The sequence below is a fragment of the Planococcus maritimus genome (assembly GCF_001687625.2).
In the GTDB taxonomy this organism is placed as follows: Bacteria; Bacillota; Bacilli; order Bacillales_A; family Planococcaceae; genus Planococcus; species Planococcus maritimus.
Genome location: NZ_CP016538.2, coordinates 489750 through 514647 on the forward strand (window position 1 = coordinate 489750; position 24898 = coordinate 514647).

Sequence of the window (24898 nt, forward strand, 5' to 3'; positions counted from 1 at the left end):
TTCAAGCAAAAAACCCCCTCGAAACGAATTCGAGGGGGTTTTTATGCAGTTACAGGCCTATTGTGCCTGACTTGAGAGATCGAAAACGTATTTCGCTGTCTGAAGGGGATGCCCTTCGAACAATTCCTCGAACTCTTCTAGCAGCAGGAAGCCATTTGCTTCATAGAAATTGCGGCCTTTCTGGTTATCGCTTTCCACATAGACGAATAATTGTTGGCCGCCTTTTAAGCGCGACAACCCATCCGACAATAACTTTTTGCCAAAACCTGAACGTTGATGCTCGGGTTTCATGTACATGGCGATCAATTCGGCATCGCCGTCTTCGTCGACTTTTGTGAAATTGGCGAAGCCCACAGCTTGCCCGTCTTGCTCGGCAAGCAGGAGGATCGTCCGCTCCATGCGCATTTCAAGCATGGGGGTGGAGTAAGATTGCTCCAAAAACTTCTGTTGTATAGGAGATGGAATGATCCCTTCGTACGTATCATTCCAGCTAATGTGAGCGATTTCCCGTACAGATTCAATATCTGCCGGTGTACCTGTGCGAATCATGCGATCACCTCTGGAATTATTTTTGCTATCATATCAAACTCTAGCCTGAATAGCCATCGATGTGGAATAATGAAATGACAGGAGGCGATTGATTATGGCATGGAAATACTGTCAATTTGACGATTTCACAGCACAAGCATTATACAATATATTAAAGCTTCGTGTCGAAGTATTTGTGGTAGAACAGAATTGCCCTTATCCGGAACTGGACGGCTTGGACGAAGTGTCCACTCATATCGTTTACGAAGAAGATGGGGAAGTACTGGCTTATTCACGGCTAGTACCGGCAGGAAAGAAATACGATGCGCCGTCAATCGGCCGTGTAATCGTGAGAAAAGAAGCGCGTGGCCGCGGATTGGCAAAAGAACTTCTTGAACGTTCGATTCATTATATCGACGAACAATGGCAAGAACCTGAGATTCAATTACAGGGGCAAGTGTATTTGAAGGAATTCTATGGCTCATTCGGGTTTGAAGCAATATCAGGAGTTTACGATGATGACGGGATCCCGCATATTGACATGAAGCGCTCAACTGCAAAAACAGCTGGATGAACTGTGATTAGCTTTAAATAATTAGGGTAAACAAGAGGTAATAAGAAAAGTAAAAGGAGTGCTGCAAATGGCTAGGAAAAAAGGTGGCGGCAGAGGCCTGCTTTTAGCAGGACTGGCAGCTGGTGCATATGCATATTTCAAAAAACCGGAAAACCGCGAAAAAGCGACGGTTGCATTTAATGACGTGAAAGCGAAGGTGAATGAGTACATGGAATCTCAAAACTTGGATCAAAACAATAGCCAGCAAGACAAAAAGGACGAAGGCTTGGACAAAACCGACCTGCAGGAAAACAAGATGACGGCAGAGGGTGGAACGCAAGCAACCGTGCAATACTATAACGAAAAAGAACAGAAAGAGAAGAAAGAAGACAAGGACGATGCAAAGCTTTCTTCTAATGACGATAGCAAAGAAAAATCAGAAAACACGGATTCAGTTTCATCTGAGCCGCGTTTGAATACCGATAAGTTGTAAGTCCCAAAAACCGCCTTGGCATAGATGCCAAGGCGGTTTTTTTATGGACTAAGGGGTTAACGTTTGAGCGTTAGCCAATTGGCCAAAGCGACCAGCAATAAGAGTGAGCCGCTGAATAAGAAACCGCTATCTGCAGAAAGCGCCAAGGCTCCGGTGACCCCGGACCCGGCTACGACACCGATCGAGAAGAGGGCGTAGAAATATCCATAAGCACGGCCTCTTGAAGCATATTCTGTGGCATCGATTAATAAGGAATTGATCGATGGGAACAGCAGCGCAAACCCGAAGCCATAGGCACACATCGCCGCATATAAAAGCGGTTCTGTTGAGATATTGGCGAGCGCGAACAGCGAAGCTCCCATGACGGAAAAACCGAGGACCAAGGTAATAATCGGACGAACGGCATCGAACAGTCGGTTGATGGGCAACAGAAAGACGAGGATAGCCGATAAGCCGAATGCGCTTAACAGCAAGCCGCTTAACTGAGAGGGAAGGCTAAGCGATTCCACTTTCAACGGCAGCATATAAGCAAGCACGCCTTGTGAAAACATTAAGAAGAACGCGCCTGAAAAAGATCGATAGAGCCCTGGATTCCAGTGGAAAGCTTGGCGCTTAGCGGCTGAATTCTCTTTTTTCTTGTTCACTCGATGTGTCCGCAGTAATAGGAACGCAGCAATCGCAAGAAGACCAATCAATGAGCCAGTCGCAGCCATCGTCTCAGGAACGCTGCCCTGTCCCGTGTAAATCGCTCCGTAAGCCGGGCCAATAATAGCGGCGAGGCCGACGAACGCACCGGAAATCGCTGCGTTTTTGCCGCGGCGGCTGTGATCGGTACGATTCGCTAAATAAGTGAAGGCGGCTGGAACCGTCAATCCTGCCGCTAAACCATGAACAAAGCGAACGGCAAGAAGGCTGTAAGGGCCGTCCGCCAAGTTATAAGCAAATAGCGCGGCACTAGTCGCCGCAAGACCTGCCAACAGAATGGCGAATGGCCCTTTGCGGTCGGAGAAGATGCCAGAGATGATATTGCCGATAGTGTTCGACAACGAATACATTCCGACGGCAAGGCCTGCCAGGAATGGGCCAGCGCCGAGTGATACCGCAAACGGGCTGATGATCGGCAACTGGGCAAATAAGTCGAAAAATGCAAAGAAGATGATAAGATAAATGAACAAGCGCAAAGGGGTTCCCAACTTCCTTTAAGGTGTATTGGTGCGTGGAACTGCCAATTTCAACATTACCTGCGCAAGCGAGAGCCGCTGGACTAAACAGAAATAAATGCGGCAAGGTGGATTACCTTTTGCTTTGTTTAGGGTATTGAAACACATGACCTTATTATAGCACCGGAGGGAAAAAGATGAAAAAAGCGATGTTCATATGGAATCCTTCTTCAGGGAAGGAAAAAGCGGCGGATTATAAAGATTTTGCCGAGAAAACCTTAATTGAAATGGGCTACGAAGCCGATACCCGTGAAACGACAGGGCCAGGAGATGCCACGCATTTTGCTGAGGAAGCTTGTGAAAACAGCTATGATCTTGTCGTGGCGATGGGTGGCGACGGAACGATCAACGAAGCGGTTTCTGGCTTGGCGGAAAAACAACACGAACCGCTCTTTGGATTGGTGCCGCTCGGTACAGTGAACGACTTTGCGCGTGCGCTCGGTATTTCATTGGACCCAGAGGAAGCGATTGAAGGCTTGAAAACGGGACGTGAAAAACGCGTAGACATCGGAAAAGTCGGAGATCAATACTTCATGAATATCCTGGCGATCGGTGAGATTGCTGAGTCGACCTACGAAGTGGATGCGGAGCAAAAGACCAAGCTCGGCGCGTTCGCTTATTTTGTTGAAGGCGTTAAGGCAGTCGCTTCTGATGAAGTCACTACATTTGTCATTGAACATGACCATGGAACATGGGAAGGGGAAGCCAAACTCGTTCTGGTAGCCTTGACCAATTCTGTGGGGGGCTTTGAGAAGTTGGCACCAGAGGCCTTAACAGACGACGGGCTGCTTCATTTATACATTGTGGAAAATGCCGCGCTTCCGGCATTTGCTCGTATGGCGACTGCCTTGGTCCGTGGCAAATTCGAAAAAGACCCAGCAGTGCAAGCCATTCATACGACGCGCGTCTCGATTCGTACGAGTGAGCCGCTGTCGTGCAATATCGACGGCGACGAAGGAAGCACCACGCCTTTTAATATTGAAATTATGCCGAGCCATATTCGAGCGGTTGTTCCAGGTGAAACCGATTAATAGCTGAGCTACGTGGCGATATCACTTGTCGGGTATACGGCAGGCTTGTATAGGACACGTGTTCCAGATAGCCTGTTTTGATTTTTTTGTAAAAACATTGGAAATTGGAACTTTTTCATCGCTGAAACGTACAGATAAGTGTATAATTGGTTTTAACTGTTACTGATGTCATATGTTTGTAAAAAAAATTAGCTCAATTTACTTAAAAACTTGTAAATTTATCTGTAAAACGCTATTATTATTATTTATTCAAGCAGTTTATTAGAAGAAGCAGTTCGTTAAATTTTTTGCATAGAAAGCCGGGGAGAAGATGAATATACTCGAAACACCATCCATTCAGGAAACCATTTCCAGAATCTTTATGAACGAAACTGAAAACGTCGCGCAGCTGGAGGGGCTGGAGCGGTTTTTTGAAGTGGAGACTCAATTAATGCACGAAATCCATAACCTGGAGAAAGACCGTGCCAAAGAAACATTGCGTGAATTGATCGACATGCTCGCCCTTCATGCAGGTAAAGACATTATCCGCACCGTTCGCAATTACTACATCATTTTATCGTCTGTTATGGCACGCAAATTGTATGAGATGCGCGTCCCACCGAAAAAAGCGTTCGCGTTTAACGCAGCATGCGTTGAGTTGGTCGATAAGCATATGAACGATTCGGAATTCATGTACGTAGCCGATGAACTGATCGAGTTTTTCACGTCGATCATTTCGGAACGCAAACAGCCATCATTTGGCCACCAAACCGTCAATAAAGTCGTCATTTTCATTAACGATGAAGTTGAACGTGATTTGTCGGTAGAGGAAATTGCCAAGCACTTCAATATTTCCACAAGCCACTTATCCCGCATTTTCCGCGAACATGCAGGAATCACCTTGGTCGAATACTTGAACGTGCGACGCGTCGAAGAATCACAATATTATTTGCGCCATTCGAATAAAGGGATCTCTGAAATCTCTAAGCAGTTCCATTTCTGCAACCAGAGTTATTTCACACGGATTTTCAAAAAGTATACCTCGGTAACGCCAAAGCAATTCCGCGACAGCCAGCACATTCCTTATTTCCGTTATACCTTGCCAAATGCTAAATAAAGGAGAAGTTATTCTCCTTTTTTTTATGCCTAATTTTCGTCACAAGAAATGAAAAAAGCAGCCAGTCCATGGACAGTGCATTGAATTTTTGCGCTCATATCGTTATACTTCTTAGTAGTCCAAAAAGGTGAAGGTGACAAACGTGAAAAAGAAACTTACATTACTGCTCATGCTTGCGGCAACGATTGCATTTTTAAGCGGCTGTTCGGCAGTTGAAAACAAAGAAGGATTTTTCTACTCGATTTTTGTAGCACCATTTGATTTCTCGCTCGATTATTTAGGCAACCTCTTCGGAGGAAGCTACGGTATGGCGATTGTGGTCATCACGATCATCATCCGCCTCGTCTTGATGCCGTTTATGCTGCGCACGTACAAGCGCCAGCAAGGAATGAAAGTCAAGATGGATAAAATGCGCCCGGAAATGGAAGACATCCAGAAGCGCTTGAAGGAAACGAAGGAAAAAGAAGAGCAAATGAAACTCCAGCAGGAAATGATGGGGCTCTACAAGAAGCATGACGTCAATCCGCTCAATATGGGCTGTTTACCGGTCGTCATTCAAATGCCGATCATCATGGGCTTGTACTTTGCGATTCTCTATTCGCCAGATGTGCGTTCTCACGAATTCCTCTGGTTCAACCTCGGTTCACCCGATATCGCCATGACCTTGATCGCAGGGGCTGTATACTTCTTCCAAGCCAGAGTGTCGCTATGGACCATGCCGGAACAGCAGCAAAAGCAGATGAAATTTTTCATCTACCTGTCTCCAATCATGATTATGTTCATCTCGTTCACATCGATGGCGGCATTGCCTGTTTACTGGGCGGTTGGCGGGATCTTGTTGATCATCCAAACGTTCATTGGCCGGAAATTCTACTCGGCGCACCCAGAAAAAGCATTGGAATCGGTTGAAGAAACTGAAACAATCGAAGAGAAAAAATAATCAAAGAAGCCGGCGCAATTGCCGGCTTTTTTTTCAGGAGAGATCAGTGATGAACCCAAAAATTTTGCAAGGTATCTTGATTTTGTTGCTCAGCATACTGGCGATCGTCTTCTTGTTCATGGGCAGCATGGAAATCGCGGTCTTGTTCATGACACTGTTGTTCGTTTTGACGAACACGTTCCGCTATAAGCAAATGAAAGAAATGGGCATGGTCCGTGAGGCGAAATGGACGAAAGGGATGGCCATTCTCTTTGCTGTTTTGTTCGTTGTCGTTTCGATTGTGATCTTTATCTAAAAAAACAGCACAGGCTAATTAGCCTGTGCTGTTTCTGTATAATGGTGTTTATCTTTTTTGCGTTCTTCCAATAGAAAATCTAACTGACTCATGAGGGTCAGCAAGTCATGCTTTGAGATGTCTTTCACTAGTCCCAGCTCCCTTAACAGTTATACCAAATGATTCGAAGCAGTGAACGCCGTTAAGGGGGTCGGGGTATGATTTTTAATTATTTTAATAAGCAAGGCGTTTACGCGTTAACAATACGAGCACGACGGCCGGGAAAGATGATGCGGCCATCCCGAGAAACGAATAGCCCGGCGAGATCTCGTATAGATAGCCGCCGGCAAACGTCAGCAATGCGACACTTAAGCTCATGCCAAGGGCGGCATACATGCCTTGTGCCGATGGGATATTGACCGGATCGAGCTTTTGGAAGATATAGCGAATAAAGGCGAAATGAGCAACACCGAAAGACACGGCGTGAAGGGTCTGTGTCAAAATGAACACCCAAACCGACGGAAATAGGAAAATCAAAATCCAGCGCAAGGTCGAACCAATGCCTGCGAGCAAGAACATGGAAGATACGGACCATTTCTCGAATAGCGTATCAGCCTTGACGAAAAAAACAATTTCGAAAATCACCGCTACATTCAAAATTAAGCCGATGTAAAAACTGTTGACGCCGATATCCTGCAGATAGATAAAGCCGTAATTATAATACGACGCATGTGCTCCCTGCAGCAGGATGGATACGAGGAGTATCGTTAAAAACCCTTTGGATTTCAGCAGTTCTGCCGTAGCACTTGGCCCTTTCTTTGTTCTCGGTGCGGGCTTTGACTGCAGCGGGACCGGAGACACGAGCGATTGAGTAATCGCCATCAACAGCAAGCCCAGTAACATGATCCATAAAATCGCCTGTTCCTGCCACACCGCGGTAGCAGCTCCGACAATTAATAAGGCGATCGTGTAGCCAAGCGAACCATACGAACGGCTTTTGCCGTAATGAATGCGATCGGTCTGCATCAAGACGGTTGCGCCACTTTCCATCGCCGGCAGCAGGTTCGGGTAGATAAAGCTGAAGGCGAAGGTGATGATGAACAAAAGCGTATAAGAATTCGCTGGGATGTAGAATGCCATGACGACAAACGAAGCGATGGCGAGAAGTTGCATCAAACGGCCGAGCGAGAACAGCCGCGTCAGGAGCGGGAAGAAGAACAATGTCGACAGCGAGCGCGCGACCATGCCGGTTCCCATGATGACGCTGGCAGCTGAAACGCTCAGCTCTTTTTCATTGGTCAACCAGCCAGTCCAATAAGGCAAAAAGACGCCCCATGTAAAGAAAAACGCAAAAAAATTCAGTGAAAGCCATTTTTGATTGTGCATAAGTAAATCTCCACTCTTTTCCAGAAGTCTGATTAAAGTATACCGAAATATTTTCGCCCCAGGGGAATTTCCGGTAAGAAAATGATAGAATGGAAAAGGAATTGACAGGAAAGTTGGCCAGCCCATGAAACCCACAAAAAAGAAAACCGAATTCGATAAGAAATTTTATATAAAATGGATGGTGATCGCAATGACAGCAATCTGGGCAGCTATTGCCGCAGTGTGGCTTTCGATGCACAATTGGGATGCAGAAGAAAGCATGCAAGCATTGGCGCGAGCCTTTACCGAACAACCGGCAGAAACCGAGCAAGAAGCCCCGGCAGAGGAGGAAGCGCCAGTGAAAGACGAACAACCGGCAACAGAAGAAACCGAACAGCCTGAGACACAACCCGAAGAGCCGAAAGAAGAGGCTCCTGCAGCGACACCGAAGGACGCTACCGTTTATCCGGAGATCGATCAATTGCCAGCAGAACCAACGATCGTCAAAGGCATCTTGCTAGCGAATAAACAGCACCCGCTTCCGGAAACCTATGCTCCAGGCGAAAACGCGGAGGCCCGCGCAGCATTTGACTCCATGGCACAAGCCGCTGCAAAAGACGGCTTGCAATTGACCGCCTTCAGTACGTACCGCGCCTTCGATCGTCAGAAACAATTGTACGATGGCTATGTCGCAAAAGACGGCCAGGCAGCAGCCGACCGTTATAGCGCGCGCCCTGGGTTTTCTGAACACCAGACAGGCCTCGCCTTTGATATTGGCGAAGCTGGCCAGGAACAGCACTGGGCTTCTGCGTCGTTCGGGGGCACAGCAGGCGGCAAATGGGTAAAAGAAAATGCCCATAATTATGGCTTTATCCTGCGCTATCCAGAAGGAAAAGAGCAGATCACCGGATATATGCACGAATCGTGGCATTTCCGCTATGTCGGAAAAGAAGCGGCGACAGCGATCTACCAGCAGAACATTACCCTGGAAGAATATTTAGGAATTTAAGTAACGAATCAATAGAACCGGCCGTTTTCCTGAAAAGGGGAGCGGCCGGTTTTTTGTTGGATATTATTTGTGAGGAAGTGTCACTGTTAGCTGTTTTCATCCGCAGGTGTCGACGCTTAGCTGGACTTGATAGTGAGAAGAATCGGCCGTTGATTCTTTTGTCTGGTAGTACCCGCCTCCCGCTTGGGGCAGGCCTTTCGCCATAAGTCAAGAAGGGCACTTGTCTTAAGGCGTCGGCTCGCTCGTATGCGCGGTTCGGCTGTTAGGTTTCATTAGAGGTGGTGTGCGAAGATGATTCACATTTTATTGGTTTCATCCGCTAGTGTCGACGCTTAGCTGGGCTTGATAGTGAGAAGAATCGGCCGTTGATTCTTTTGTCTGGTAGTACCCGCCTCCCGCTTGGGGCAGGCCATTCGCCATAAGCCAAGAAGAGCACTTGTCTTATGGCTTCGGCTCGCCCGTGTGCGCGGTTCGGCTTTAAGATTTCATTGTATGTTAGGTGCGAGAAAGTGTCGCTGTTGATTGGAAGCATTCGCTGGTGGAGACGCTTAGCTAGTCTTGATAGTTATAAAATTACTATGGGCATTCAATTTGGACTTACGAAGCTGATCCGAATTATTCAAACTAAGTTCAGTACCGAAAATATTTCATTTCCTCTTTAAAACTAGAGATGAAGCGAAAAGGGGGCGACGCCTGAGGGACCGCGCGGGCTGGCGAGACAAATGTGTCGCGTCCTTTGCGGCACATTGGCTCAACACCCGCCCCTCGGCAAGCGTGCCCCTTGCAGCGTAATCTCCACCTTCATACATTTCCACTATCTTTTTCTGATTCTAAAACTCCATCACAACTACAACTCACAAAACGAAAAAAACGCCCCCATATGGAAAGGGCGTTCATTAGTTTGATTACAGAATCGGCGCCAATAAGCGAGCGATGGATTCTTTGGACTTGATCATACGGGTTCTTGCCATATACATTTCATAAGTCAGCTCCGAAGACAATTCCGTATCCTGTCTGAACATATCCGCGAGTTCCATCGATACTTTCTCGTCGTAAATAAAGGCATTCACTTCGAAATTCAGCTTAAAGCTGCGGACATCGATATTCGCTGTCCCGACCGTGGATGCTTCGTCATCAATGACAATCATTTTCGTATGAAGGAAACCATTGTCGTAAATGAATACTCGCGCACCCGCCCGCAGCATCTGCCCGGCATAGGAATAGGTCGCCCAGTAGACGAATGGATGGTCCGGCTTGTTCGGGATCATGATGCGGACATCGATGCCTGATAAAGCGGCGATGCGGAGGGCGTCATAGAAGCTTGCGTCCGGAATGAAATACGGCGTCTGAATGTAAATATATTCGCGCGCCAGGTGAATTAGCTTTAAATAGCCATCTTTAATTTGTTCCCATTCCTCGTCAGGTCCGCTAGAGACGATTTGCATCGAAGTCGATCCTGCTTCCGGTTGTGGCGGAAAATAGGCTTCGTCGTATTCGATGTCGTGCCGCGAGGATGCTTGGTTCCAGTCAAGGATAAACCGGGTCTGCAGCGGATACAGGGCATTGCCTTCTATGCGGAGATGAGTATCGCGCCAATAGCCAAAGCGGCGGTTGAGCCCAAGATACTCTTCTCCGACATTAAAGCCGCCGATATAGCCGACTTTACCATCGATGATGGCAATTTTTCGGTGATTGCGGTAGTTCAGCCGGGGATTGATGATCGGCATCATGGAGGGAAAGAATGTTTCCACTTCGCCGCCCGCTGCGGAGAACTCCTTGAAATGGCGCTTGCTCAAACTGCGTGAACCCATATCATCATACAGCAAGCGCACTTTTACGCCTTGTTTCGCTTTGGCGAGCAAGGCGTCCATGATGCGATTGCCGAGCTGGTCCAACCGGAAAATATAGTATTGGATGTGGATATGGTCCTGTGCCTGTTCGATATCACGAATGAGGGCATCGAATTTTTCGCGGCCGTCGTTGAAGATTTTCACTTGATTGTTTTGAGTTAACAAAGCGCCATTATTACGTAGGTGCAGGTAAATCAAATTGCTGTAATCTTTCGTGCTGACGTCTTGAAACGGAAAAGTCCCGTCGTGGATTTCGTTCATTTGGTGGGCAATCAGGCTTTCAATCCCGATCCGTTTCCGGCCTTCCTCCCATTTAAAAAGCTTTTTTTGACGCAGCTTGCGCCCCAGCAAGAGGTAGATAAAGAAGCCGGCAATCGGGATAAAGAACAGCACCAATAACCATGCCCACGTAGAAGAAGCATCCCGGCGTTCCAAAAACACCAGTGCCGCTGCCAAGAAAATATTGAGGATGAAGATTGCAGCGGTCAATACACTGATAATGGTGACGGTCATGGCCATTCTCCTTTGGGGATAGTTGTTTATTGCTTCTAGTATAGACTAGTTGTGTAAGCGAAAGAAAGGAAGAGGTGGATGGATACCATTTCCTTATCTTATTATTATTAGTAATTAAATTCCATATCATTTTAACACTACAAAAAACTGCACTCTGCGGAATAGAGTGCAGTTTTATTTAACTGAGGCGTTCTTCTTCTTTTAATTGTTCGACGATGCCTTCGACTTCTTGGCGGCTCATTTTTTCCTTGCCGGATTTGAGCGCTTTTAAGGTGCTGTGGGCCAGTGCGAGCGGCACTTTGCAGAACATCAGGATGCGTTTGTTTTTAATGGATTTTACGTAATGATCTGCTTGCGACAGGTTCTCGCGTGCGTAGCTGAACATATCATCGCGTGTCCAGCCGTCTGGAACGAATGTGACGCCGCGTTCGTAGTCTTCGTCGTAATTGCGCAGCATATTAACAGCTTGCAAACCGCGGCCAAAGCCGATGGCAAGTTCTGTATCGGTTTCGGTGCCATCATGCCATCTCCACAGGTCGGAGAGCATGACGCCGACAAGTCCGGCAACATAATAAGTGTAGTCATCAAGGTCTTCACGCGTATGAATGACCCAGTCTTTTTCAACCCATTTGGCCATTCCGCCTGCCATTATGGCTGTTGATTCGAGAACTTTTCCGCGGATTTCGGGAGGGCAGACTTCGACCCAATCCGGCAAGCGCATTGTCACGGACGGCAAATAATCCGCGTAAGGGGCGACAAGTGCCGCATATTCTGTTTCATCAATCCCTGTTTCAAGCATATGTTGGATGGAGCGCAGAAGAGACGCTTTCACTTCAGCAGGAAGCTCGGGATGGTCTTCGATTTCATCGATTGCACGCATGCACAAATAGGCGGAGCCGACGGTTTTCTTTAGGACAGGATCCAAAAAGCTGATCGGAATGAAAAAGGTCCGGCTCGTTTGTTTCAGCATCGCGAGTGATTCTTTTTGGAGATTGGCGACTTTGCTCATCTTCAGTCCTCCTTTACGTAAAAATTTAACGTGCTTATGTATGGGCATGGCCCACCTGATTCGTAAAATGTCTTCCCTCTAAATATAAACGAAATAGCTGAAAAAACAAATGATTACCTATAGCGCCAAAAGAAAACCCTTCGGAAGAAACGAGTTCTCCAAAGGGGTCAGTCTGCATGAAAATGGTTCCACGCTTCGTAGATTCCGCCGGCACAATGGCGGTTTGCACGGAAAATGAGTGGATGCTCTTCGTGGTTTTTGAGTTCTGGCTGGGCGTTTCCGACAATAACAGAAGGGAAGCCGAGTGTCAGCATCTCTAAATCGTTTCCAGAATCGCCTGCCACCAGCAGTTTAGCATCGGACATGCCATGGCGTTCAAGCAAATAGCGAAGCGCTTGGCCTTTGCCGCTTGCAGGAGGCAGAATATCCAAGTCTTTGCCGCCGCTGAAAATCAGCTTATGGGGCACTGATTGAGCTTCAAGCAAGGCGCGGAATTGGTCGACTGCTTGAACATCCGTGACGTGATAAGAACGGCGACTGGTCACAGGCAGATCCTGCGGTGTCAGGCCGTCGATGGTGTTGGCCAGTACTTCGACGTGCTCAGGTTTCCACTCATCCATCAAGCGGGTTTCCCAATTTTCATCTTTTTGAAAATCAGGCCCTGTATAAATTTCAGTCCCGACATCCGTGACGAGTGCTTGGGGAATCGGAAGCCCTTCGTCTGCAATAAGCTGGCGTGCAGAAGCAAGATGACGGCCGGTAATATAAATCAAGCCGACTTCGTAAGGCTGCTGTTCATAAAAATCCAGCAATTCCTGGAGTCCGGCGCGGTCACCGACTAAGGTTCCGTCCAGGTCGGTCGCCAGCAAGTGTGTTGCTGCGTTCACGAATCATCACCTCATACAATGTATTTATTTTCTTTGAAATGCTGTTCCAATTAAAGTCTTTGCGGGCAATGCGCATTGCTTGGCGGCTGAGGCGTTCCACCAGTAAAGCGTTGACGGACAGCACTTCCATGGCAATTGCCAAGTCGATTTCATTTTGTGCTTCGACGAGCAAACCGCTGACACCGTCTTCAACAACGTTTTTCAAACCGCCAACTTTCGAGGCGATGACCGGGCTGCCGCAAGCTTGGGCTTCAGCTGCGACCATGCCGAACGATTCGTAAAAACTTGGCACGATGGTGGCGGTAGCCGAGTTGAATAACAAAGCCAATTGTTCTTGGTTTTTCGGGCCAACAAAGCGGACATACTGTTCGATGCCACGCACAGCTTGGCGCAGCTCAGGGTCTTTCGGTAAGCCTGTTTTCGCATCGATGGCATCGGGTTCGCCGCCGGCAATCACCAATCCAGGTGTGTAACGGTCCCCACTTTTTTGAGCAAGGAGTTTAAAGGCTTTCAGCAAGGTGAAGATGCCTTTTGTTGCTTCCAAACGGCCTGCAAAAACGAAGAGGGGATCTTCGTAGCCGAATTTTTTTCGGATATGATGACGGCTGCCGCGGACGCGGAACGCCTCGTCGACTCCGATGGGGATTACTGAGATGGGAGAAGCTGCAGAAACATTTTCTTTAATCATTTGCTTCTCTGTATTGGTTGTCGCCAGAATTCGGTCGCTATGGGCGAGTACCGTTTCTTCTGCTTTTTCGCGGCGGGCATCATGCGTGCCGGTCGCTTCTTCTTTAGCCCACCCGAGCGAATGGGAAGTATGAATATACGGCAAGCCAAACTCTTCTTTGAGTTTTTTGCCGATCAATCCTGACAGCCAATAATGGGTGTGGACAATATCATAAGTTGAAAGCGGCAATAAGCGCTTCATTTCTTCGTAAAAAGCCGGAAGCATGGAGTACATTTCGTTTTTCGAAACGAATCCTTTAACGCCTGCTTCGACACGGATCACTCGGCAGTTTTCGCCGAAATGTTCAATTTGTGGAGCATTTTCATCGCACCAATGGGTCACGACATCTACTTGCCACCCTCTATTTTCAAGAGCGAGTGCCAGTTGCTTGACGTAATTGTTTTGGCCGCCTGCTTGTTTCCCGCCGAGCTTTGCCAAAGGATCGCCATGGTCTGATACAAAAAGCACTTGTTTAGTCATTGTCGTTCATCTCCGTTCGTTAGTTCCTCCTCCATAGAGGAGAGAGTGCATATTATCTATACCCATATTTAGGAAATGGTAAACGGGATATCTGAAAAATCCCAAAACTTTTCTTCATTAAAAAAGAACGCTTATCACAGCGTCCTTTTTGCAAATCATTTGGTGTGGACAAATTTACCGTAAGATGGAACGGAGACATCCGGGAAATGGTCCGCCAATTCAACGAGACCTTGAGCCAATGAAGAACCTTTCATCGGCTTGCCATGGCCGGTAGCAGCAAAGGAAGGTTGCAAGTCTGCCAGTTTACACACCGATTCCCAGGCAGCACGCCAGTCAGTCGTCAAATAAACCGGTGGGCCGTGGACTTCTTTTTTCTGCCGCATGACCTTATAGAGCGAATCCTGTTTGACTGTGACAAATGCATCCCCTGCGATCAGCACGCGGCCAACGTCCTTGAAGAACGACACATGGCCTTTTGTATGGCCAGGTGTATGGAGCCAGCGCCAATCCGGCAAATCAGGAATGCTGCCGTCTGAGGGAAGTTCAACCAAGTGTTCGGAAATATCGATCGCTTTGACGGGGAAAGTCTTGGAGATTTTCGCGACCATTCCGCCTTCTACGCTGGAATCAGGCTGTGGGTAATCTTCGCTTCCGTTCAAGTAAGGAATTTCGTCTGGATGTGCATAGACTGGGACGGGATGCTTTTCAAGGATGTCGATGAGTGCGCCGACATGGTCGAAGTGTCCGTGCGTCAGCAAGATTGCCTGCAATTGCTGATCCGGGCCAAAACGTTTTTCTGCTTCCTTTAAAATCTTTTCCGCGGAATGTGGCATGCCAGCATCCACCAACACCCATTGCGGGCTGGTGGCGGGGTTGCCGATTAAGAAGACATTGGAAATTTTCGTCGTGTAGCAATACGCATCCGGAGCAATTTCGATACCCGAACCGCTGCGGATCGATGTGATTGGCAAGGGAGCTTCGGTTTCAGTGCTGCGTTCCATAACGATTGATTCCTCCTTCAAATTCATCCATTAGATTTTCTTCATATGATTGCTTTACCCGAAATGAAAATTTCAAATCCAGTCCAGTCGGATTTGAGTCTCCTGCCACAATTCGATAGAATGGACAAAAGATTGTCAAGGAAGCAAGGTGCAGAAAAATGAAGTCTATCGTCATCATCGGCTCCGGCATTGTCGGAGCTAGTGCTGCGTATTACGCGGCAAAAGCAGGGAATAAGGTTACATTGATTGACCGCGCGGACCGCGGCCAGGCGACCGGCGCGGCAGCGGGCATCGTTTGCCCGTGGATCTCTCAGCGGCGCAACCAAGCCTGGTACCGCCTCGCTTCAAGCGGCGCCGCCTACTACCCGGTTCTCATTAAAGAACTCGAAGCACTCGGGGAGAAAGAGACCGGCTATAAGCAAGTGGGCATCGTCAGCATTCACGAAGAATCGAAACTCGACAAGATGGAACAAAAAGCGCGCGAACGCCAAGCGGGATCGCCGGAAATGGGCGAACTTGAACGGCTGACCCCGGAACAAACAAAAGCTCGATTCCCGTATGCTGGCGACCGCTACGGTTCTTTGTATGTCAGCGGGGCGGCACGTGTGGACGGCAGTGCGATACGCGATGCGCTCATTCGTTCCGCCAAGCGATTGGGTGCCAAGTACATTCAAGGTGACGCTAAACTGCTACTGGAAGCGGGGCAGGCGACGGGCGTAGAAGTAAACGGAGAGAACTTCGCGGCAGACCGGATCATTTCTGCTGGTGGCGCTTGGGCAGCAGAGCTGTTCAAACCACTCGGGCTTCATTTGAAGGTCGTTCCGCAAAAAGCGCAGATCCTGCATTTGCAATCTGCTGACACGGGAACAGGCGACTGGCCGGTGGCGATGGTGCCATTCGGGCAATACATTGTCCCGTTTGGAGACGGGCGCATTGTTGCCGGTGCGACGCATGAGAACAATGTTGGATTCGATGACAAACTAACCGCAGGCGGCATCTTTCATATCTTGGATAAGACCTTGGACGTCGCACCAGGGCTTGCCGCAGCTGAATTCACGGGAGCCGCGACCGGGTTCCGCCCGGCCACACTGAGCGCCTTGCCATTTATCGGCCAAGTGCCAGGGCAAACGCAGCTGTTCGCAGCCAACGCACTCGGTGCATCAGGGCTTACAGCGGGACCGTATCTCGGCATGCAGCTCGCAAAACTGGCAACTGGCGAAACAACAGACCTTGATATCAGTTTATATGAGATAGGGGAAGCCTTCGAACAAGTAGAATAACAAAACGGCAGGAGACTCGAGTCTCCTGCCGTTTTTTATATGAAGCTGTAGTGTCAATTCGACTCGCCGTGAATTTTCCGGTAGGTGTCCAAGATAAACTGCTTGTACGGAAGGTCCGGCATCGGCTCAATCAGTTCTTTCGCTTTTTGTGCATAAATTTTCGCTTGTTCGTGATCGCCCAGTTGCTCATAGATCAAAGCCATATAGGCTTCTTTTTCGTAATGCATCGACAAGTCGTAAGGGTGGTGGATGAAGCGGTTCATCTGGTGTTGTTTGAAGCAGTCCAACGCTTCCTCAATCTGGCCCATGCCAAAAAGCGCCTTACCTTTTTCCAGGAAGTAAAAATCTTCTTCATCCAGCAGCTGACGCATTTCTTCAAGCCGGCGGTCCGCCTTTTCGTATTCATGGGTAAACGAATTCCAGTAATGAATTTCGATGGCAGTGGCATAGGCTTCGATTTCCGGGTCTTCTGAAAACTCAGCGAACAGCTTAAGTTTACCAACATAATAATCTTTGCGTTCCAAATCCCCAGCGAGCAAGGCTTCAAAGCCAGCTAAGCGATACAGCGCATTGATCTGGTAGAAAATCTGGTGTTTCTTCGAATACGTGATGGCTTCTTCCATCAGGCGGCGAGCGTTTGTTTGATCGCCTGTCGCGGAATACAAAATCGATTCGTAATAATCGAAGTCCAGTTTTTTCAGCGGGTCCAAAACGCCAGTTTGTTCTTCAATAGACTTTCTAGAATCCTGCAATGACGTTAATGCTTCGGCGTATTGATGTTCAGTGAATTTCATCATCGCGCGAAACATATGAAGATCAGCGACGGAATTAATTAAATGCAATTGTTCATAAATCGCTTCAGCACGATCGAACGCCGGTTTCCAATCGTAGCGTTTCGAGTGATAGCAACAGCGGCTGTAGATTTCAAGCAGCCGCGCTGATTCGTAGCTGAACGGTAATTTCTCTACATAAGGGTGAATGCGATCTGCCATTTCCTCATAGCCTGCTAACATTTCTTCACTAGTGCCTGAAACGTTCCGACGCTTGTCTTCAACTTCGTCAAGTAAAGCGCGAAGCTCCGCGGTCGGCATCTCCTGAAGCAATTCCGTCCGATCGATCCCAAGCCGCTCCGCAATGTAAGAAAGGCTCTCCATTGATGGATTCGCTTTATTGTTCTCAATCAAACTGAGCATGCCTTTCGACAACTCATCACCGGCAAGCGCCTGCAAAGTCAGGCCTTGTTCTTTTCGTATCTGTTTAATGCGTGCACCCAAAGTTGCCATAAACTCACCTGCTTTTTTTATAATGTACCATCTTGGTGCTGTTCTTTAGAGCATTTTCATTTCTATTGTAAATGAAGTGAGAAAATTAATGTCGCTCTCCTGTAAAATAGCAATAACCATTGGTTTAATTATATTAAACTTTCTCTTGCATTGCGAATAAATGCGTGATATATTTTGTTTAATTAAATTAAACTTATTAAAAAGGGAGCGAGTAACTTGAACGAAGCAGGTAAAATCAAACAGGCTACGTATCATCTGTACACATTCACCATTAGTAAATTGATTTCCACATTTGGAAGTTCAGTTTACGCATTTGGCATCAGCCTCTACGTCCTGGCTTTGACCGGTTCTGCCGCCAGTTTCGCCGTCAATTTGATTTGCAGCATTCTGCCCCGGACTTTGCTAGCCCCATTTGCCGGGTATATCGCGGATAATTATCCGAAAAAAGCCGTAGTGCTCTTATCTCAAGCGGCGAGCGTCGTTTCTGTTGGTGGGCTCTTGCTTTACAGTTGGTCAAATGGGCTGTCGCTTGCGGCAATCTACACCGCGACTGCATTGATTTCTGCCAGTTCCATGTTTACGAGCGTCGCCTTTTCTTCTTCCATCGCTAATTTGATCGATCCTGACCGTATCCAAAAAGCGATGGGCTATAACCAATCGGCACTCGCTATCGCAACGATCGGCGGGCCGGTCGTCGGCGGCATGCTGTTCGGCTTCGTCTCGATGAACGTCTTCCTGATGATTCAAGTGATTGCCTATGCACTTGCCGCAATGCTAGAAGCGACGATGAATTTCCGGCTCTATACGAGACGCGTCGAAACGGACACGATAGAAGACAAGAAAGGCGTCTGGCAGGGCATGAGAGAAGGGGCTGCTTACCTGCGGAAAAACAGGGTCATTACTGTGATCGTCACAACAGCTGTCGGCTTGAACTTCTTCTTCTCGGCATTGATGATCGGTTTGCCATTCATCGCCGTCCAACAATTAAAAGTGCAAGCGACGCATTTTGGGTTCATTGAAGCGATGATTGCGCTCGGCATGCTGCTGGCATCGATTTACTTTTCAGTACGCAAGGAAGTCAGATTCCCACTGCAATTTTCGAAACGCGCCATTATCGTCATGTCACTGTTGCTTGCGGCCGTGTCCTTGCCGCTGGTCGCTGGTTTGTCTTATTGGGGGAACGTCATCTATCTGCTCGTCTTGATGCTTGGGTTTGGCATTTCCAATGTTTTCGTCAATACGCCGATTGGGGTCATGATGCAAAAAGATGTCGACGAAGAATACCGCGGCCGTGTCTTTGGCATCCTGGAATCGATGGCGATGGCCATGATGCCACTTGGGTATTTATTGTTTGGCCTACTGTATGACCTGGTACCAGCGGAGTACGTGTTATGGGCTTGCAGCCTGTGTTTATTGGTTTTGACCACTTACAGTATGCGGGCTTCCATCATTCGCGAAGCTTATCCGGAACTTGCAAAAAAGCCGCTCCACAAAGCATTATCCTAAATCGGAACCAGCTGCCCAAATGGAATAGGGCAGCTGGTTTTTTGTCCATCGCCAGTTCCATGTTTTAGGAGAACCAGGAAGGGGAAGATGAAACACACAGGAAACCCGAGAAAGGTGGAGGTACTTGATGGAAGATAAAGTGGAAAAAGTTCCGGCGCAGCATCAGGAGCGCCAGCCCGGTTTTGAAAAAGTCATGGAACCAAATCCGGATTTTCAAGGCAACTTGGCCGGAACTTCGCAGCGGCTGCCAGGAAAAGCGACGCTCGTAACTGGGGGAGACAGTGGGATTGGCCGTGCCATCGCCCTTGCTTTTGCAAAAGAAGGGGCAGATGTAGCGATTTCTTATCTGGATGAACACGAAGACGCCGAAGAAACAAAACAGCTTGTCGAAAAAGAAGGGCGCAATTGCCTGCTTATCGCTGGAGACATCGGCGACGAAGCGTTTTGTAAGCAAGTTATCTCCGAGGTGATAGAGAAATTCGGAAAACTCGATGTGCTGGTCAACAATGCCGCAGAGCAGCATGTGCAAAAGTCGCTTCGGGATATTACGGCCGAGCAGCTGGAGAAAACTTTCCGAACGAATGTATTCAGCATGTTCCATCTGACAAAAGCGGCACTCGACCATTTGAAGCCAGGCGCATCAATTATCAATACCACTTCAATTACTGCTTTCCGCGGCGAACCGAGCCTCATTGATTATTCGTCCACAAAAGGCGCCATCCTGGCATTCACTCGCGCGTTATCCGGATCGCTCGCACAAGAAGGCATTCGGGTCAACGGTGTCGCACCGGGACCGATTTGGATGCCGCTCATTCCGGCATCTTTCCCGGAAGAAGAGGTCGAAGGCTTTGGAAGCAACACGCCGCTCGGTCGACCAGGACAGCCCGAAGAACTGGCTCCAGGTTATGTGTATCTAGCTTCAGACGATTCATCCTATGTCACGGGCCAAGTGCTCCATATAAACGGAGGCACTCCATATTAAAGGTTTTCAAGCATCCAATCAGTCTAACTGGTTGGATGCCTTTTTTATCCATAAAAAAAATAATTAACAGGAAAGAGGGGTGCGTGACATGTCCAAACCACTAACAACACCGTTGAAAAAACCAATCGGGGCATTAGCTGTATTGAATTTAGTAGATGGGATTTTGACCTATTGGGGGCTGCTTGCAGGAGCGATTGAAGAAGCGAATCCTTTGCTTAGCGGATTGTCGCCGCTTGCGGTCTTTACGGTTAAACTTTTGTTATCGGTTTGCCTTGCCGCGTTTCTCTTTACCTCACTTGTGCGACTCGAATCCCGGCCCTGGCGTTATTTTCTTTTGGCGGCCAATATCGTTTATGGCGGCATATTGCTGCTTCATGTGATTTGGATCACTTTTTATTATCTATAAAAAAATCCCCGAACAGCTCCACTGTCCGGGGATTTTCTATGCCGGCGTCTGCTCGGCTTGAGTTTCTGTGTAGCGCAAAGATTTTTTCGAAGCTCTGAACAGGACAATCAAGATGATGCTGAAAATGGCCAGTGCTCCGGAAAGGTAATAGATAGCACCGGATTGCATTGTCAGTAGCCAAGTAAAAAACAGCGGGCCGATAATGCGGCCGAGATTGTCCATCGAGTAGGTCATGCCGGCAGCGGTCCCGTACTTGCCGCCCGCTTCTTTTGAAGTGAGCGAAACGAGAACCGTTCGCGCGAGGGCGTTGCCGGCAGTGAAGATGCTGAGTGCGACACCGGCGAATACCAGGCTGGTCGTAAACGGCAATAGCACCAGGCCAAGAGCCGTGACAATCTGTGCCCCGATGATCCATTTCGTCTCCGTCCCATTTTTCACGCGCCGGACAACGCCGCCTTGGATCGCAGCATCCACAAAGCCGGATGCCATGAACAAGTACCCGAGCTGGAGCGGCGTGATCTCAATTTGGTCGATTTGGAACAATTGGAATGTCGACTCCAAACCTGCAAGCAGAAACGTCACCATGAACGAAAACAGGAATAGATAACGGATTCGGTATTGCCAAAGCGCAGTGGCACCTTCAGGGACCAGCTTGCGTTTGACTGCTTCGCCTCGGCGAACCGGTTCTTTTAAGACAATGCTTGCATAGACCATCAACAACAGCACGAGTACAGCGGAAGCGGTGAACGGCAAAGACAGGGACACTGCGCCAAGCAAGCCGCCGATCGCTGGGCCGAAGATAAAGCCGAGACCGATAGACATGCCGAGGAGACCCATGTATTTATTGCGTTCTTCGTCTGTCGTGATATCTGCGACATAACCTGTAACGGCTGTATAAAGCGCCCCTGAGAACAAGCCGCCGATGATGCGCGACATATACAATAGAGCGAGATTATCGAGAAACAGAGAGAACAGGAAAAAGCTGAGCGCGAAGCCAGCAAGCCCGGTTAAAATCAGCTTTTTACGGCCGGTGCGGTCGGACAATCTGCCCCATAGCGGTGCGGTAAAAAAAGACGAAAGGGCATATATCGTGATTAGTCCCCCAACGTGGATATCCGCATAGCCTTGCTGAACGATGACTTCGGGAAGGATGGGGATGATTAAGCCGAAACCAAGGTAAACAAAAAACTGAACGGACATGAGCAATAAAATGGTTTTCTTCATAAAGGAATTCCTGCTTTCTAGAAAGACTGGTGTGTTCATTTTACTCTTGTTTGCCGCTTAGAACAACGGCAGTCGGAAAAAGATGAAAACGAAAAAAGCTCCTGGCAGCCTGATGGCAGCCGGGAGCTTTGGAGATCGTTTACTTATTCAATTTTACGCGTTGCAAACGCAAGGCGTTCATGACAACGGAAACGGAACTGAAAGCCATCGCCGCACCCGCTAGCCACGGTGCAAGAAATCCGGCTGCGGCAATCGGGATGCCGACCGAATTGTAGGCGAGTGCCCAGAATAAGTTTTGCTTAATATTGCGGACGGTGAGGCGGCTCATGCGGACAGCATCTGCGATACGCATCAGATCGCCTTGCATCAAGGTAATGTCGGCTGCTTCCATAGCGATTGCCGTGCCGGTGCCCATCGCCATACCAATATCGGCGGTCGCAAGCGCAGGGGCATCGTTCAAACCATCTCCTGCCATTGCGACTTTGCGTCCCTGTTCTTGAAGTTTTGCGACATGTCCTGCTTTTTCTGCCGGCAATACGCCCGCTACAACTTCATCGATCCCAATTTGCCGGGCAATGGCGTCTGCGGTGCGCTGCTGATCGCCCGTTAGCATAACAACATGCAGTCCCATGTGTTTCATTTCTTCGACAGCGGCTTTTGCGGAATCTTTGATTGTATCTGCGACGGCAATCAGGCCCGCATATTTCCCATCGATGGCAATGAACATGGCGGTCTTGCCGTCTTGCTCCAAGTGTTCGGCCGCGTGCTCATCGACAGTCAAGCTTTCGAGTAAGCGGCGGTTCCCGACCCAGATATCCTGGCCATCGACATGGGCTTTGATGCCTTGTCCCGGGACGGCTTCAAATCTGTCAACTGCAAGTCCGCTGTCCCCGAAGTCCGCAATCGCTTGTGCGACGGGATGTTCGGATTCATGTTCGGCGCTAGCAACGAGCCGTTTCACCCGGTGTTCGTCGAAACCTGACGCTAGGATAAAGTCGGTGACGACCGGTTTGCCGTTTGTGATGGTGCCGGTTTTATCGAGCACAATCGTGTCGATGTGCTTGGTCGTCTCCAGTGATTCCGCCGTCTTGAACAAGACCCCTTGTTCAGCAGCGCGCCCGGAACCGGCCATAATTGAGGTCGGAGTCGCAAGCCCAAGCGCACAAGGGCAGGCGATGACGAGAACGGCGATCGTGCTGGTCAGCGCCGCACTAAAATCGCCAGGAGCGATCAGGAAGTACCAGATCAAGAAGGTCAGTGCCGCGATTCCAACGACAATCGGCACGAAGATGCCTGAAATTTGGTCTGCTAAACGCTGGATTGGCGCTTTTGATCCTTGCGCTTGTTCAACGACGCGGATGATATTCGACAGTACCGTGTCGTTGCCAATCTTATCGGCGCGCACTTTCAATGAACCATTGGCATTTACGGTCGCAGCATAGACTGCATCGCCCGCCGACTTATCGACTGGCAAACTTTCGCCGGTCAGCATCGATTCATCGACGGCGGAATTGCCGGAGACGATCGCTGCATCCACCGGGATGGAAGCGCCGGGTTTGATCAACAGCACATCGCCTTCTTTGACGTCTCCAATCGGAACACTGACGAATTCTTCGCCGCGTTCAACGAGCGCGTGCTGCGGCTGCAGTTTCATCAGTTTTTTAATGGCATCGGACGAGCGGCCTTTCGCACGGGCTTCAAATACTTTCCCGAGCACGATTAAGGTGATCAAGACAGCGCTCGTTTCGAAATACAAGCCCATATTGTGGCCCATCCCTAAGTTTGCGAGGACCAGGTAGACACTGTAAAAATAAGCGGCCGATGTGCCGAGTGCGACCAAGACATCCATATTGGCGCTTTTGTTTTTCAATGCGAAATACGCACCTTTATAAAAAGTAGCCCCGACCCAGAACTGCACCGGCGTTGCGAGCGCCCATTGAACGAACGGGTTCATCAGAAATTCAGGAACATACATCCAAGAGGTGAACGTGAAGTGACTGAACATCGTCCATAGGAGCGGCAGTGAGAAAGCGGCAGATATCCAGAATAAGCGGGTTTTCTTTTTGATTTCCTGCTCTTTGAAATCAGTGGCTTCCTGTTGGTCCTGCTCAAGCACAGCATCATATCCCAGCGACTGAATTTTTTGGACGAATGCGTCCGGAGTCAAAGTTCCTGCGTTATAGACCACATGGCCGCTTTCGAGTGCCAAATTGATTGTCGCAGTGTCGACGCCTTCCATTCGGTTCAGTGCCTTTTCGATTCGTGCGGAGCAGTTTGCGCAAGTCATTCCTTGGATCGAAAAATCCACTTCTTCTTGCTGAATGCCGTAGCCGAGCTGTTCGACTTTTTGATGCAAATCGCTTAACTTGGATTGCTCGTCGTCAAAGCTGATGGATGCTTTTTCGGTTGCGAAATTGACAGTTGCTTGTGACACGCCAGGAAGTTTCTGCAAACCTTTTTCAACTCGGTTGGCACATGCTGCGCAAGTCATGCCAGTTATAGGTAGCTCTGTTTGTTTAGTTGCCATACGAGATTTCGCCTCCATACCTTATAGGGGTATATAGTTTTGAAAAAAATAACTGCGTTTCCGCAGTTATTCGCTTAATGCCGCTACGTCATAGCCTTGATCTTCAATAGCAGAGGCAATTTGCGCCACATCGACATTTCCGCTGTCGTACGTGACATCCACTGCGCCTTGCTCAAGTGACACATCGACTTTTTCAACACCGGACAACGCGCCGACGCTATCTTCTACCGCTTTAACACAATGCTGGCAGCTCATGCCGCTTACTTGTAAATGAACTTGTTCTTTCATGAAAAATTCCTCCTTGGTAAAAGGTAAGCAATTCGCTTCCTTTATCTATTATTTTCTCATTAGCTTTTGAAATGTGACAAGCAGTTCGTCTAGGATCTCTTCATCTCCTGAAGCGAGGCGATCTTTGACACAGCCCTTTAAATGGCCGTCGAGCAGAACTTTCGTCACGCTGTTCAATGCAGACTGAGTAGCTGCTAATTGCGTGATGATGTCATCGCAATAAACGTCCCGGTCCACCATGCCTTTGATGCCGCGCACTTGCCCTTCGATGCGGTTCAGCCGGTTCGTCAAATCCCGTTTGACCGAAGCGGGGTGATGGCTCTTTCTACATGCATCCGCAGTTGGCGTTTCTTCAATTAATTCACTCATTCAAAACCCCTCCAATTTTCGGTTGGCGATTCACTCGCCGGCTTTGGTCTAATCAAT

24 protein-coding genes are annotated in these 24898 nt (G+C 48.6%); 11 read left to right on the forward strand and 13 right to left on the reverse strand.

What is annotated here, in order from left to right:
* Nucleotides 1-57: 57 nt before the first annotated feature.
* Entirely contained in the window at nt 58-549 is a 492-nt protein-coding gene (locus BBI11_RS02585) for a GNAT family N-acetyltransferase (protein WP_068460358.1), read from the reverse strand.
* A gap of 94 nt (nt 550-643) precedes the next feature.
* Here BBI11_RS02585 and BBI11_RS02590 point away from each other — a divergent pair, with 94 nt between their 5' ends.
* Complete coding sequence (locus BBI11_RS02590; protein WP_068460361.1) at nt 644-1102, forward strand: GNAT family N-acetyltransferase; 459 nt, start codon at nt 644-646, stop codon at nt 1100-1102.
* A 67-nt stretch (nt 1103-1169) separates the two neighbouring features.
* On the forward strand, nt 1170-1574 hold the full coding sequence (locus BBI11_RS02595; protein WP_068460363.1) for a hypothetical protein: 405 nt from the start codon (nt 1170-1172) through the stop codon (nt 1572-1574).
* A 56-nt stretch (nt 1575-1630) separates the two neighbouring features.
* Here BBI11_RS02595 and BBI11_RS02600 read toward each other — a convergent pair whose 3' ends face one another.
* Nucleotides 1631-2755 carry an MFS transporter gene (locus tag BBI11_RS02600; protein WP_068460365.1) on the reverse strand — a complete coding sequence of 375 codons (1125 nt, stop codon included), beginning with the start codon at nt 2753-2755 and terminating at the stop codon, nt 1631-1633.
* A 176-nt stretch (nt 2756-2931) separates the two neighbouring features.
* Here BBI11_RS02600 and BBI11_RS02605 point away from each other — a divergent pair, with 176 nt between their 5' ends.
* The 4 genes from BBI11_RS02605 to BBI11_RS02620 all read left to right on the forward strand — a co-directional run bounded on the left by BBI11_RS02605 (nt 2932) and on the right by BBI11_RS02620 (nt 6156).
* Entirely contained in the window at nt 2932-3825 is an 894-nt protein-coding gene (locus BBI11_RS02605) for a diacylglycerol/lipid kinase family protein (protein WP_068460367.1), read from the forward strand.
* Between the two features lie 310 nt (nt 3826-4135).
* The gene (locus BBI11_RS02610) at nt 4136-4921 is read left to right on the forward strand and encodes an AraC family transcriptional regulator (protein ID WP_058381804.1); all 786 of its coding nucleotides are present in this window, start codon (nt 4136-4138) and stop codon (nt 4919-4921) included.
* Nucleotides 4922-5063: 142 nt separating this feature from the next.
* On the forward strand, nt 5064-5861 hold the full coding sequence (yidC, locus tag BBI11_RS02615; protein ID WP_068460368.1) for a membrane protein insertase YidC: 798 nt from the start codon (nt 5064-5066) through the stop codon (nt 5859-5861).
* 49 nt (nt 5862-5910) lie between these two features.
* Complete coding sequence (locus tag BBI11_RS02620) at nt 5911-6156, forward strand: hypothetical protein (protein WP_068460370.1); 246 nt, start codon at nt 5911-5913, stop codon at nt 6154-6156.
* Nucleotides 6157-6369: 213 nt separating this feature from the next.
* On the opposite strand, the gene BBI11_RS02625 is transcribed toward BBI11_RS02620, so the two are convergent.
* On the reverse strand, nt 6370-7521 hold the full coding sequence (locus tag BBI11_RS02625; protein ID WP_068460372.1) for a 3-phenylpropionate MFS transporter: 1152 nt from the start codon (nt 7519-7521) through the stop codon (nt 6370-6372).
* A 124-nt stretch (nt 7522-7645) separates the two neighbouring features.
* On the opposite strand from BBI11_RS02625, the gene BBI11_RS02630 reads away from it, so the two are divergent.
* A complete protein-coding gene (locus BBI11_RS02630; RefSeq protein WP_068460374.1) occupies nt 7646-8509 on the forward strand; it encodes a M15 family metallopeptidase in 864 nt (287 codons plus the stop codon).
* Nucleotides 8510-9414: 905 nt separating this feature from the next.
* On the opposite strand, the gene cls is transcribed toward BBI11_RS02630, so the two are convergent.
* From cls to BBI11_RS02655, 5 genes are all read right to left on the reverse strand, one after another.
* Nucleotides 9415-10872: a cardiolipin synthase gene (gene cls / locus BBI11_RS02635; RefSeq protein ID WP_068460375.1), complete on the reverse strand. Its 1458-nt coding sequence runs from the start codon at nt 10870-10872 to the stop codon at nt 9415-9417.
* A 178-nt stretch (nt 10873-11050) separates the two neighbouring features.
* Complete coding sequence (locus BBI11_RS02640; RefSeq protein ID WP_068460377.1) at nt 11051-11881, reverse strand: squalene/phytoene synthase family protein; 831 nt, start codon at nt 11879-11881, stop codon at nt 11051-11053.
* Nucleotides 11882-12048: 167 nt separating this feature from the next.
* The gene (locus BBI11_RS02645; RefSeq protein WP_237150312.1) at nt 12049-12768 is read right to left on the reverse strand and encodes an HAD-IIB family hydrolase; all 720 of its coding nucleotides are present in this window, start codon (nt 12766-12768) and stop codon (nt 12049-12051) included.
* A complete protein-coding gene (locus BBI11_RS02650; protein ID WP_068460379.1) occupies nt 12713-13975 on the reverse strand; it encodes a glycosyltransferase in 1263 nt (420 codons plus the stop codon). The genes BBI11_RS02645 and BBI11_RS02650 overlap by 56 nt, the downstream gene beginning before the upstream one ends.
* A gap of 155 nt (nt 13976-14130) precedes the next feature.
* On the reverse strand, nt 14131-15003 hold the full coding sequence (locus BBI11_RS02655) for an MBL fold metallo-hydrolase (protein ID WP_068460381.1): 873 nt from the start codon (nt 15001-15003) through the stop codon (nt 14131-14133).
* Between the two features lie 131 nt (nt 15004-15134).
* Here BBI11_RS02655 and BBI11_RS02660 point away from each other — a divergent pair, with 131 nt between their 5' ends.
* Entirely contained in the window at nt 15135-16256 is a 1122-nt protein-coding gene (locus BBI11_RS02660; protein WP_068460383.1) for an NAD(P)/FAD-dependent oxidoreductase, read from the forward strand.
* Nucleotides 16257-16309: 53 nt separating this feature from the next.
* Here BBI11_RS02660 and BBI11_RS02665 read toward each other — a convergent pair whose 3' ends face one another.
* Nucleotides 16310-17539: a helix-turn-helix domain-containing protein gene (locus tag BBI11_RS02665; protein ID WP_068460385.1), complete on the reverse strand. Its 1230-nt coding sequence runs from the start codon at nt 17537-17539 to the stop codon at nt 16310-16312.
* Nucleotides 17540-17755: 216 nt separating this feature from the next.
* Between BBI11_RS02665 and BBI11_RS02670 the strand changes: the two genes are divergently transcribed.
* The 3 genes from BBI11_RS02670 to BBI11_RS02680 all read left to right on the forward strand — a co-directional run bounded on the left by BBI11_RS02670 (nt 17756) and on the right by BBI11_RS02680 (nt 20433).
* On the forward strand, nt 17756-19045 hold the full coding sequence (locus tag BBI11_RS02670; RefSeq protein ID WP_068460388.1) for an MFS transporter: 1290 nt from the start codon (nt 17756-17758) through the stop codon (nt 19043-19045).
* A 127-nt stretch (nt 19046-19172) separates the two neighbouring features.
* Nucleotides 19173-20027 (forward strand): SDR family oxidoreductase, encoded by an 855-nt coding sequence (locus BBI11_RS02675; RefSeq protein ID WP_068460390.1) that lies wholly within the window; start codon nt 19173-19175, stop codon nt 20025-20027.
* 88 nt (nt 20028-20115) lie between these two features.
* The gene (locus tag BBI11_RS02680) at nt 20116-20433 is read left to right on the forward strand and encodes a DUF5658 family protein (protein ID WP_068460392.1); all 318 of its coding nucleotides are present in this window, start codon (nt 20116-20118) and stop codon (nt 20431-20433) included.
* A gap of 36 nt (nt 20434-20469) precedes the next feature.
* On the opposite strand, the gene BBI11_RS02685 is transcribed toward BBI11_RS02680, so the two are convergent.
* From BBI11_RS02685 to BBI11_RS02700, 4 genes are all read right to left on the reverse strand, one after another.
* The gene (locus BBI11_RS02685) at nt 20470-21657 is read right to left on the reverse strand and encodes an MFS transporter (protein ID WP_068460394.1); all 1188 of its coding nucleotides are present in this window, start codon (nt 21655-21657) and stop codon (nt 20470-20472) included.
* 139 nt (nt 21658-21796) lie between these two features.
* Nucleotides 21797-24184 (reverse strand): heavy metal translocating P-type ATPase, encoded by a 2388-nt coding sequence (locus tag BBI11_RS02690; protein WP_068460396.1) that lies wholly within the window; start codon nt 24182-24184, stop codon nt 21797-21799.
* Between the two features lie 66 nt (nt 24185-24250).
* Nucleotides 24251-24472: a copper chaperone CopZ gene (gene copZ / locus BBI11_RS02695; RefSeq protein WP_068460398.1), complete on the reverse strand. Its 222-nt coding sequence runs from the start codon at nt 24470-24472 to the stop codon at nt 24251-24253.
* A gap of 48 nt (nt 24473-24520) precedes the next feature.
* Nucleotides 24521-24841, reverse strand: coding sequence for a metal-sensitive transcriptional regulator (locus tag BBI11_RS02700; RefSeq protein ID WP_068460399.1), 321 nt, complete (start codon nt 24839-24841; stop codon nt 24521-24523).
* Nucleotides 24842-24898 lie beyond the last annotated feature (57 nt).

Coding starts and splice junctions, on each gene's coding strand:
- BBI11_RS02585 (WP_068460358.1), bottom strand. CDS start 549: ATGATTCGCACAGGTACACCGGCAGATATTGAATCTGTACGGGAAATC.
- BBI11_RS02590 (WP_068460361.1), top strand. CDS start 644: ATGGCATGGAAATACTGTCAATTTGACGATTTCACAGCACAAGCATTA.
- BBI11_RS02595 (WP_068460363.1), top strand. CDS start 1,170: ATGGCTAGGAAAAAAGGTGGCGGCAGAGGCCTGCTTTTAGCAGGACTG.
- BBI11_RS02605 (WP_068460367.1), top strand. CDS start 2,932: ATGAAAAAAGCGATGTTCATATGGAATCCTTCTTCAGGGAAGGAAAAA.
- BBI11_RS02610 (WP_058381804.1), top strand. CDS start 4,136: ATGAATATACTCGAAACACCATCCATTCAGGAAACCATTTCCAGAATC.
- BBI11_RS02620 (WP_068460370.1), top strand. CDS start 5,911: ATGAACCCAAAAATTTTGCAAGGTATCTTGATTTTGTTGCTCAGCATA.
- BBI11_RS02625 (WP_068460372.1), bottom strand. CDS start 7,521: ATGCACAATCAAAAATGGCTTTCACTGAATTTTTTTGCGTTTTTCTTT.
- BBI11_RS02630 (WP_068460374.1), top strand. CDS start 7,646: ATGAAACCCACAAAAAAGAAAACCGAATTCGATAAGAAATTTTATATA.
- cls (WP_068460375.1), bottom strand. CDS start 10,872: ATGACCGTCACCATTATCAGTGTATTGACCGCTGCAATCTTCATCCTC.
- BBI11_RS02640 (WP_068460377.1), bottom strand. CDS start 11,881: ATGAGCAAAGTCGCCAATCTCCAAAAAGAATCACTCGCGATGCTGAAA.
- BBI11_RS02650 (WP_068460379.1), bottom strand. CDS start 13,975: ATGACTAAACAAGTGCTTTTTGTATCAGACCATGGCGATCCTTTGGCA.
- BBI11_RS02655 (WP_068460381.1), bottom strand. CDS start 15,003: ATGAATTTGAAGGAGGAATCAATCGTTATGGAACGCAGCACTGAAACC.
- BBI11_RS02660 (WP_068460383.1), top strand. CDS start 15,135: ATGAAGTCTATCGTCATCATCGGCTCCGGCATTGTCGGAGCTAGTGCT.
- BBI11_RS02665 (WP_068460385.1), bottom strand. CDS start 17,539: ATGGCAACTTTGGGTGCACGCATTAAACAGATACGAAAAGAACAAGGC.
- BBI11_RS02675 (WP_068460390.1), top strand. CDS start 19,173: ATGGAAGATAAAGTGGAAAAAGTTCCGGCGCAGCATCAGGAGCGCCAG.
- BBI11_RS02680 (WP_068460392.1), top strand. CDS start 20,116: ATGTCCAAACCACTAACAACACCGTTGAAAAAACCAATCGGGGCATTA.
- BBI11_RS02685 (WP_068460394.1), bottom strand. CDS start 21,657: ATGAAGAAAACCATTTTATTGCTCATGTCCGTTCAGTTTTTTGTTTAC.
- BBI11_RS02690 (WP_068460396.1), bottom strand. CDS start 24,184: ATGGCAACTAAACAAACAGAGCTACCTATAACTGGCATGACTTGCGCA.
- copZ (WP_068460398.1), bottom strand. CDS start 24,472: ATGAAAGAACAAGTTCATTTACAAGTAAGCGGCATGAGCTGCCAGCAT.
- BBI11_RS02700 (WP_068460399.1), bottom strand. CDS start 24,841: ATGAGTGAATTAATTGAAGAAACGCCAACTGCGGATGCATGTAGAAAG.